Origin of the sequence: Pseudomonas sp. (genome assembly GCF_049590575.1) — a bacterium.
Lineage (GTDB): Bacteria > Pseudomonadota > Gammaproteobacteria > Pseudomonadales > Pseudomonadaceae > Aquipseudomonas.
The window spans coordinates 1-8,895 of record NZ_JBAWDE010000303.1 but is presented as its reverse complement, the minus strand read 5'-3'; the positions used below and the strand labels follow the sequence as shown (position 1 = coordinate 8,895).

The window sequence follows — 8,895 nt, the reverse complement described above, 5'->3', positions numbered from 1 at the left end:
GGCGTGCGCCCCGCGGCCCGTCGAGCGCGCAAGCGCAACCGAGCACCGAACCGCTCGTCGACGAAAACGGCCAGGAAGCCTTCGCTGCTTTGCAGGTAATGCTGGCGCCCCTGCGCGGCAGCGTGGCGCCCACCCTTGAAGCCGCCGCTGAACCCCAGCCCATTGCTACCCGCGACCTGGTACGCATGCTGTCGCATTTGCAGCAGTACGTGCCGGAGCCGGAGGCTGAAGACGATTTTGACCTGCGCAACCAGCTTGAGCAGTTGCTCACCCGCGTCAGCGTCAAGAGTGGCAAGTCGCGGGTCGTCGAGGACTCGGACGAAGACGTGATCAACCTGATCGCGCTGGTGTTTGAGTTCATCCTCAGCGACCGCACTGTGCCCGATGCTTTCAAAGCCTTGATCGGCCGCCTGCAGATCCCGATGTTGAAAGTGGCCGTGCGGGACAAGAGTTTTTTCAGTCGCGCCAGCCATCCCGCACGCCGCCTGCTGAATGAAATCGCTGGCGCGGCCATGGGCTGGAGCTCGCGCGACGACTACCAGCGCGACAACCTGTACCTGCGCATTGAGCAGGTGGTGCAGCGTTTGCTCAACGAGTTCGTCGAAGACCCGGCGATTTTTTCGCTGTTGCTGGAGCAGTTCTGCGGGTTTACCGCCGATGAGCGGCGGCGCAGCGAGCTGCTTGAACAGCACACTCGCGATGCCGAGCAAGCGCGCCTGCTCACCGAAGCGGCCCGCGAGCGGGTGGCGCAGGTGCTGAATCGGCGGCTGTTGGGCAAGACGCTACCGCGCGCGGTGGTGCAATTCCTGCAGCAGGCCTGGAGCCAGGTGCTGTTGCTGGCCAGCCTCAAGTACGGCGAGCAGTCGGTGCAATGGCAGGCGGGGTTGCGCACCCTGGATGAACTGGTCTGGAGCGTCAGCCTGCGACAAGACACTGAAGCCGGTCGCCACTTGCTGGAACAGCTGCCAGGGTTGCTCAAAGCGTTGCGCGACGGTTTGACCAGCGCCGCGTTCGACCCCTTCAGTACCCGTGAATTCTTTGTCCGGTTGCAAGCCTTGCATCTGCAGGCGCCGGATGGCGTGGACGAGTTGGTCGAAGTGCGCGAGCCCTTTGTGTTCAGTACGTCTGTGCACGAACCGACCCCGGATTTGCCGGCCGATGACCCCGACCTGCTCAAGGTTCATCAATTGCGCATCGGCGCCTGGCTGGAGTTCGAGGAAGCTGCCGGCACTGCCCAGCGCTGCCGGCTTACCGCGATCATGGCACCGGCTAACCAGTATATTTTCGTCAGCCGCACCGGCCTCAAGGTGCTGGAGCGAAGCGCCGGCCAGTTGGCGCAGGCGTTCAAGCGTGGCGTGCTGCACAGCCTGGATGATGGGCCATTGTTCGAGCGCGCCTTGACGGCGGTGGTCGGCGAGCTGCGGCAACTCAATCACGGCAATTGATCGCAACCACAGGGGCGAACGCGGCATACTGGTAACACTTTGTCTCGTTCAAGGAACCTGTATGCAGTTGGACCCCGCCAGCGGTTGGTGCCAGGGCATCCGCCATTGCCCTTCGCCCAACTTCAATGAACGCCCCGCCGGCGAAATCTCTCTGCTGGTGGTGCACAACATCAGCCTGCCACCGGCGCAGTTCGCCACCGGCAAAGTGCAGGAGTTTTTCCAGAATCGCCTGGATGTCACGGAACATCCCTACTTTGAGGGGATTGCAGACTTACGGGTATCCGCGCATTTTCTGATTGAGCGCGACGGCGCAGTGACGCAGTTTGTGTCCTGTCTCGACCGCGCCTGGCATGCCGGGGTCTCGCGCTTCGAAGGGCGTGAAACCTGCAATGATTTTTCCTTGGGTATCGAGCTGGAAGGCACGGATGACCTGGCGTTCACCGACGCTCAATATGCGTCGCTGATCGACCTGACCCGCCAGTTGCTGGCTGCCTATCCAGGCATCATCCCACAGCGCATCTGTGGTCACAGCGATATTGCCCCGGGGCGCAAGACCGACCCCGGCCCGGCGTTTGATTGGACGCGCTATCGCAGCGCCCTGCAGGATGGAGGACACGCAAGATGAGTTTTCTGGTGTTGGTGCTGGCCGTGTGGATCGAGAAGTTCTCGGCCCTGCGTCGGCGGTTGCAGCGTGATGGCGGCTGGCTGCGTGAACTGGCCAAGCTGGAATCGAGCCCGCGCATGGGCAAGCACCCCTGGCTGGTTCTGACCGTACTGGTGTTGTTGCCGGTGGCATTGCTAGCGCTGTTGCTGCTGGTGTTGCAGCCGGTCGCCTATGGTTTGCTGGCGTTGCCGGTGCACCTGCTGGTGGTGATTTACAGCCTTGGCCGTGGGGATTTGCTGGGCGGGCTCGGCCCGTTTCGCGACGCCTGGCGGCGGGGCGACCTGCAAGCCGCCGAGCACGTGGCCGAGCGCGATTTGAGCCTGAGCGCCGAGAGCGGCGAACAGCTGCTCGAGCGCGTGCAGGGGCATTTGTTGTGGCAGGCCTACCAGAGCTTTTTCGCGGTGATTTTCTGGTACTTCCTGTTGGGGCCGGTCGCCGCCCTGGCGTATCGCCTGCTGGCGCTGGCCAGTGAACACAGCAACAACCCGCTGGTGGCCGAACGTGCCGGACAGCTGCGACATGCTTTCGACTGGTTGCCGGTGCGCCTGCTCGCGGCGAGCTTTGCCTTGGTCGGCAACTTTGTCGCGGTCAGCCGCGTGATGCTGCACGAGTTGTTGAGCTGGGACATCAGCGCCGAGCAACTGATGGAAAAAGTCGGCCTGGTGGCCGCGGAAATCCCGCCGCCGGTCGTCGGTGCCGACGGCATCAACAGCCTGGACCGCTTGTGGGAACTGCTGCTGCGCGCCGCCGTGCTGTGGTACGCCGGGTTTGCCATCTGGACCGTGTTGCCCTGACCACCCCCCCGTGGCAGGGGCGAGCCCGTCGCCCCTGCCGTTAACCTTAAGTTACAAAACTCCCTTTCAATTTGAGCTATATAAGCAGAGCGCCAAATAGTGGCTTTGTGCCGCCGCCCTGCGCCTCAAATAAAAATAATAGGAAGGGAGTTCACCTGTGAAGAGCTTGCTCTATCCCGCCGTCGCGCTGATGAACCGTCTGAGTTTCGGCATGAAGTTCAGCCTGATCAGCGTGCTGTTCCTGCTGCCGATGCTGGCGACCAACTATTACCTGGTGCGCGATTCCTGGCGCGAATTCCAGGGCACGCGCATCGAATTGCAAAGCCTCGATTTGCTCGGCAACAGCCTGGCCCTGCGCCGCGACCTGGAAACCCTCAACAACCAGGTGCAAATCAACGCGACCCTCGGCCAAGCCGGCAAGGCGGGTGATCTGGAGGGCAAGATTGGCGCGCTGGAAAGCAGCGTGCTGAGCCGTCTGCAAAGCCTTGAGGCCATGACCACCGAGCCGGAACAAATCGCTGCCTTCGAGGGCAAGCGTGACGAGTTGGTGGCCGCCTTCAAGGCCCAGCAACAGGAAACCTCGTTATTGAGCAAAAGTGCGCTGATCGGCAAGTTGCTGAACAAGGCGCAGATGCTCAGCCAGATCATCGCCAGCCAATCCGGGCTCAGCCGTGACCCGCAAAGTGACTTGCGCCAACTCAGCGAACTGATCACCAGCGTTACCCCGCAAGTCACGCAAACCCTGGGCGAAGGCCGGGCGATGGGCGCGTATTCCCTGGGCCAGGGGTTTCTCAATTCATCGTCCAGTACGCGCTTTGACGAGTTGCTGCAGCAGTTGGAAAAACTCCAGGCCGAATACGCGCTGAAGTTGCAGGATGCCCTGGGCGCCAGTAACGCCGCGCACACCGCGCTCGACGGTTTGGCCAAGGCCAGTAACGCCAGCCTCAAGCAAGGCAGCGAGCTGTTCGAAGAGCAGGTGGTCATGGCCGAAACCCTCGACGCACCCTGGCAAGATTTCTATGACAGGGTCAGCCAGTTAATGGACCACACCTACCAGCTGGATGGCGCCACCCTGACCTTTGTGCAACAGCAATTGGAACAACGCCTGGCGCAGAACCGCACGCACATGGTGGTGCTGGTCTCGGCCCTGAGCGCCGTGTTTTTGCTGATCTTCTATCTGTACGCCGGTTTTTATGCGTCGACGCGCACCACGCTGCGACGCTTGGGCTCGATGATGGACAAGGTCGCCGCCGGCGACATGACGGTCACCTTCGTCGCCCACAGCCGCGACGAGTTGGGCGACCTGGGCCAGGTGTTCAACGGTACCGTGGCGAAGATCCATGACTTGATCGAGCGCGTCGGGCACACCGTCAGCCAGGTCGAGCTCCAGGCCGGCCAGGTCGAGAGCGTCTCGGCCCAGAGCAACCAGGCCGTCAGCGACCAGCGCAGCCAGATCGAGCAGGTGGCGACGGCAATGAACCAGATGTCGTCCACCGCCCAGGAAGTCGCGCGCAGTGCGGCGGCGGCCGTCAGCAGTGCCCACAGCGTCAATGATGAAACCGTCAGCGGCCGCGGCCTGGTGCAATCCCAGCAGGGCTGCATCGCGCAGCTGGCCGCGCAGATCGACCAGTCGGTGCGGGTCATCAACCAATTGGCCAGCGACAGCCAGTCCATCAGCAGCGTGTTGGAAGTGATCAAGAGCATCGCCGAGCAAACCAACCTGCTGGCACTCAATGCCGCCATCGAAGCGGCACGCGCCGGTGAGCAGGGGCGCGGTTTTGCGGTCGTCGCCGACGAGGTGCGCACACTGGCCCGGCGCACCCAGCATTCGACTGAAGAAATCGAACAGATGATCAGCCGCTTGCACAGTGGCGTGGCGGCGGCAGTGAAGGCCATGGGCAGCAGCCATGAGACGGCGAATGGCACGGTCGGGCAGTCGGAAAAAGTCCAACAGGCCCTGGAAAATATCCTCGGTGCCGTGGGTATGATCGTCGATCAAAACCAGCAAATCGCCGCCGCCGTGGAGCAGCAGACCGCCGTCGCCCACGATATCGACCAGAACATTGTCGCCATCAACCGCGCCGGGGAACATGCGGCGCAGGGCGCGCACCAGACCGAAGCCGCGAGCCGTGTGCTGTCGACGCAGGTGATCGAGTTGAAGCAACTGATCGGCGCGTTTCGGGTGTAATCGCTACTGCCAGTTGAACAGCTCGCAGGCGTTGCGGGTGCTCGCCTCAGCCAGCGCTGGTGGGCTGATGCCCATGCGTTCGGCCAGGGCGACGCAGATATCCGGCAAATGGTGCGGGCTATTGCGTTGGCCGGGGTACATGGCGGGCGCCATGTCCGGCGCGTCGGTTTCCAGCACCACCGCGTCCAGCGGCAACTGCGCCAGCACCTTGTGCATGCGCAGGGCCTGGGGCCAGGTCGCAGCGCCACCCAGGCCGAGCTTGAAGCCAAGCTTGAGGTATTCGCGGGCTTCTTCGCGGCTGCCGGCAAACGCATGGATGATGCCGCCGCGTGGTACGCGGATGCGCTTGAGGCTGGCGATCACCGCCGCGTGGCTGCGGCGTACGTGCAGCAGCGCCGGCAACTGGAAGTCCACTGCCAGCTTGAGTTGGGCTTCGAACAGCGTTTGCTGGCGCTCACGGTCCAGGGTTTCGATGAAGTAATCCAGGCCGATCTCGCCGACCGCGCACACTTGCCGATGGCCGCGCAGGCGGGTCAGCCAGTCGCCCAGTTCAGTCAGGTCGGCAGGGCGATGGTCGTCCAGGTACACCGGGTGCAGGCCAAATGCGGCGAACAATCCTTCATCCGCTTGCACCAGGTCCCACACACGCTGCCAATTCTGCTGATACACGCCCAACACCACCATGCGGCTGACGCCCAGTGCACGGCTGCGGGCGAGGATTTCCCGGCGATCGCTGTCGAAGTCCGGGAAGTCCAGGTGGGTGTGGGTGTCGATCAGCTCCACGCTCAGGCCTCGTGGATCCGCTGCTTGAACGTGCGGCCGATGGCGTGCACGCCGGGTTGGTAGTGTTCTTCCTCGATGGCCGCCAGGGCCAGGCGCAGCGCGGTGTCGGCGATCAGCTGATGTTGCTGGGCCATGGCGTTGACCGGCAGCGGCAGGAAGTCCAGCAGCTGCGTATCGCCAAAGGTGCCCAGGCGCAGCGGTCGCGACTTCAATGGAAAGTCATGCAGCGCGTCGAACACACCTTGCAGCAGCACGTAGGACGTGGTCACCAGCGCGTCAGGCAAATGCCCCAGGCGTTGCAGCAATTGCTCCATCAGCTGTCGGCCACAGTCGCGGCTGAACGCTTCGCCGTGTTCTACCAGCACCTCGCCGGTGAAGCCGTGCAGCGCTTCGCGAAAACCTGCCGCGCGTTCCTGGCTGATGCTCAGCTCGGGCCGCGCGCCGATCAGCACGATCTGCTTGGGCAGCGGCTGCAGCAGGCTGCTGGTCAATTGCTGGCAGGCCTGGCGGTCATCGCTGACCACCGAGCAGAACTGCCCGGGCTCCATCACCCGGTCAATCGCAATCACCGGCAACCCCTTGGCTTGCAGGTCGCGGTAACTGTCATCGCTGGCCGGCAGGCAGCTGGCGACAAACAGCGCATCGCAACGGCGGGCGCGGAACAGTTGCAGCAGCTGGCGCTCGCTGACGGCTTCATCGTCGGAGCTGGCGATCAGCAGCTGATAGCCACGCGCCCGCGCGCCTTGCTCGAGTAACTTGGCGATACGTGCGTAACTGGGGTTTTCCAGGTCCGGCAGGATAAAGCCCAAGGTGCGCGTATGCCGGCTGCGCAGCCCGGCCGCCTGAGGGTTGGGAGTAAAGCCATGGGCTTCAACCACGGCACGCACCCGTTCGACGGTTGCGTTGCTGATCCGTTGTTGCTCGGCCTTGCCATTGATGACGTAGCTGGCGGTGGTCACGGACACACCGGCGAGACGCGCGATATCACTGAGTTTCAATCCGGGATTTCCTTGTTTTTTGGAGCTTGCCCCGACACTTTGTCCAATCGTAACCGATTAATGCATACGACCAATGTCCTGGCGCAAGTGCCGAGTGGTTCTTCAAGGATGCGTAATTAACGCGTAATCTGCCATAAATTCTAGATTAAACGTTTCAGCCAGCGTATTTTTACGAAGTTCGCGACTGAGTGCCTACTGCCCATTGACTGCTCAGTCAGTAATTACGGAACACCATTACACTGTTTTATTCAAAACAATACCTAGTGCGGTCACCGCACTAACTAGGAGAACGGCATGCTTGAGCTCACTGTAGAGCAGATTTCCATGGGCCAGACGGCTGTGGATAAATCTGCCGCCCTGCACCTGCTCGCTGACAAACTGGTGGCCGACGGCCTGGTTGCCGAGGGCTACCTCAGCGGCTTGCAGGCCCGTGAGGCCCAGGGTTCGACCTTCCTCGGCCAAGGTATTGCCATCCCTCACGGCACCCCCGAAACCCGCGACCAGGTATTTTCCACCGGCGTGCGCCTGCTGCAGTTCCCCGAAGGGGTGGACTGGGGCGACGGCCAGATCGTCTACCTGGCAATCGGCATTGCCGCCAAATCCGATGAACACCTGCGCCTTTTGCAACTGCTGACCCGTGCCCTCGGTGAAACCGACCTGGGCCAGGCGCTGCGCCGTGCCGGTTCCGCCGAAGCCTTGCTGAAATTGTTGCAAGGCGCGCCGCAGGAATTGGCGCTGGACGCGCAGATGATCAGCCTGGGCGTGTCTGCCGATGACTTCGAAGAGCTGGTATGGCGGGGCGCACGCCTGCTGCGGCAGGCCGATTGTGTAAGCAATGGTTTCGCCGCCGTGCTGCAACAGGTCGATGCGCTGCCCCTGGGTGATGGCCTGTGGTGGCTGCACAGCGAGCAGACCGTCAAGCGTCCGGGCCTGGCGTTTGTCACCCCGGACAAACCGATGCGCTACCTCGGCCAGCCGCTCAACGGCCTGTTCTGCCTGGCCAGCCTGGGCGAAGCCCATCAAGCCTTGTTGGAGCGCCTGTGCGCCTTGCTGATCGAAGGTCGCGGCCAGGAATTGGGCCGTGCCACCAGCAGCCGCGCGGTGCTAGAAGTGCTCGGCGGCGAACTGCCCGCGGACTGGCCCAGCGCCCGCATCACCCTGGCCAACGCCCACGGCCTGCACGCGCGCCCGGCGAAAATCCTCGCGCAGCTGGCGAAAAATTTTGAAGGCGACATCCGCGTGCGCGTCATTGATGGCCCGGTCGGCGCCGTGTCGGTCAAAAGCCTGAGCAAACTGCTGAGCCTCGGCGCCCGGCGTGGCCAGGTGCTGGAGTTTGTCGCTGAACCGACGATTGCCGACGATGCACTGCCAGCCTTGCTGGCCGCCGTTGAAGAAGGCCTGGGTGAAGAGGTCGAGCCGCTGCCCACCGTGAGCGCCCAGCCCGCCGTGCTCGACATCGAACCCGTTGTCAGCGCGCCACTGTCCGGCAGTCAGCTTCAGGCCATCGCCGCCGCGCCCGGCATCGCCATCGGCCCGGCGCATGTCCAGGTTCAGCACGTGTTCGATTACCCATTGCGCGGTGAATCCTCCGCCATTGAGCGTCAACGTTTGCAAGATGCCTTGGCCGACGTACGCCGGGATATCCAGGGCCTGATCGAGCGCAGCCAGGCCAAGGCCATCCGCGAGATTTTCATCACCCACCAGGAAATGCTCGACGACCCGGAACTCACCGACGAAGTCGACACCCGCCTCAAGCAAGGCGAAAGCGCCGAAGCCGCGTGGATGAGCGTGATCGAAGCTGCCGCCAAGCAGCAGGAATCGTTGCAGGACGCCTTGCTCGCCGAGCGCGCCGCCGACCTGCGTGACATTGGTCGCCGGGTGCTGGCGCAACTGTGCGGCGTCGAAACTGCCCAGGAGCCGAGCGAGCCGTACATCCTGGTTATGGACGAAGTCGGACCGTCCGATGTGGCGCGCCTGGACCCGGCGCGTGTCGCCGGTATTCTCACCGCGCGCGGTGGCGCCA

General features: G+C 63.1%; 7 protein-coding genes and 1 pseudogene. 6 read left to right on the top strand and 2 right to left on the bottom strand.

Annotated elements, in window-relative coordinates; all coding sequences use genetic code 11:
- The 5 genes and pseudogenes from WBR57_RS21190 to WBR57_RS21170 form a co-directional block, all read left to right on the top strand.
- The coding region (locus WBR57_RS21190) for a DUF1631 family protein (protein ID WP_424086305.1) at positions 1-1,445 on the top strand (1,445 nt) is incomplete at its 5' end.
- A 61-nt stretch (positions 1,446-1,506) separates the two neighbouring features.
- Positions 1,507-2,070 carry a 1,6-anhydro-N-acetylmuramyl-L-alanine amidase AmpD gene (gene ampD, locus WBR57_RS21185; RefSeq protein WP_424086303.1) on the top strand — a complete coding sequence of 188 codons (564 nt, stop codon included), beginning with the start codon at positions 1,507-1,509 and terminating at the stop codon, positions 2,068-2,070.
- Entirely contained in the window at positions 2,067-2,903 is an 837-nt protein-coding gene (gene ampE / locus WBR57_RS21180; RefSeq protein ID WP_424086301.1) for a regulatory signaling modulator protein AmpE, read from the top strand. The genes ampD and ampE overlap by 4 nt, the downstream gene beginning before the upstream one ends.
- A 190-nt stretch (positions 2,904-3,093) precedes the next feature.
- Positions 3,094-4,233: pseudogene (locus WBR57_RS21175) on the top strand (HAMP domain-containing protein); the annotation flags it as partial.
- 144 nt (positions 4,234-4,377) lie between these two features.
- Positions 4,378-5,091 carry a methyl-accepting chemotaxis protein gene (locus WBR57_RS21170; RefSeq protein ID WP_424086307.1) on the top strand — a complete coding sequence of 238 codons (714 nt, stop codon included), beginning with the start codon at positions 4,378-4,380 and terminating at the stop codon, positions 5,089-5,091.
- Positions 5,092-5,094: 3 nt separating this feature from the next.
- Here WBR57_RS21170 and WBR57_RS21165 read toward each other — a convergent pair whose 3' ends face one another.
- A complete protein-coding gene (locus tag WBR57_RS21165) occupies positions 5,095-5,874 on the bottom strand; it encodes a TatD family hydrolase (protein WP_424086299.1) in 780 nt (259 codons plus the stop codon).
- A 2-nt stretch (positions 5,875-5,876) separates the two neighbouring features.
- Positions 5,877-6,872, bottom strand: coding sequence for a catabolite repressor/activator (gene cra / locus WBR57_RS21160; RefSeq protein ID WP_424086297.1), 996 nt, complete (start codon positions 6,870-6,872; stop codon positions 5,877-5,879).
- 294 nt (positions 6,873-7,166) lie between these two features.
- On the opposite strand from cra, the gene fruB reads away from it, so the two are divergent.
- On the top strand, positions 7,167-8,895 hold a 1,729-nt coding region (fruB, locus tag WBR57_RS21155), incomplete at its 3' end, for a fused PTS fructose transporter subunit IIA/HPr protein (protein ID WP_424086295.1).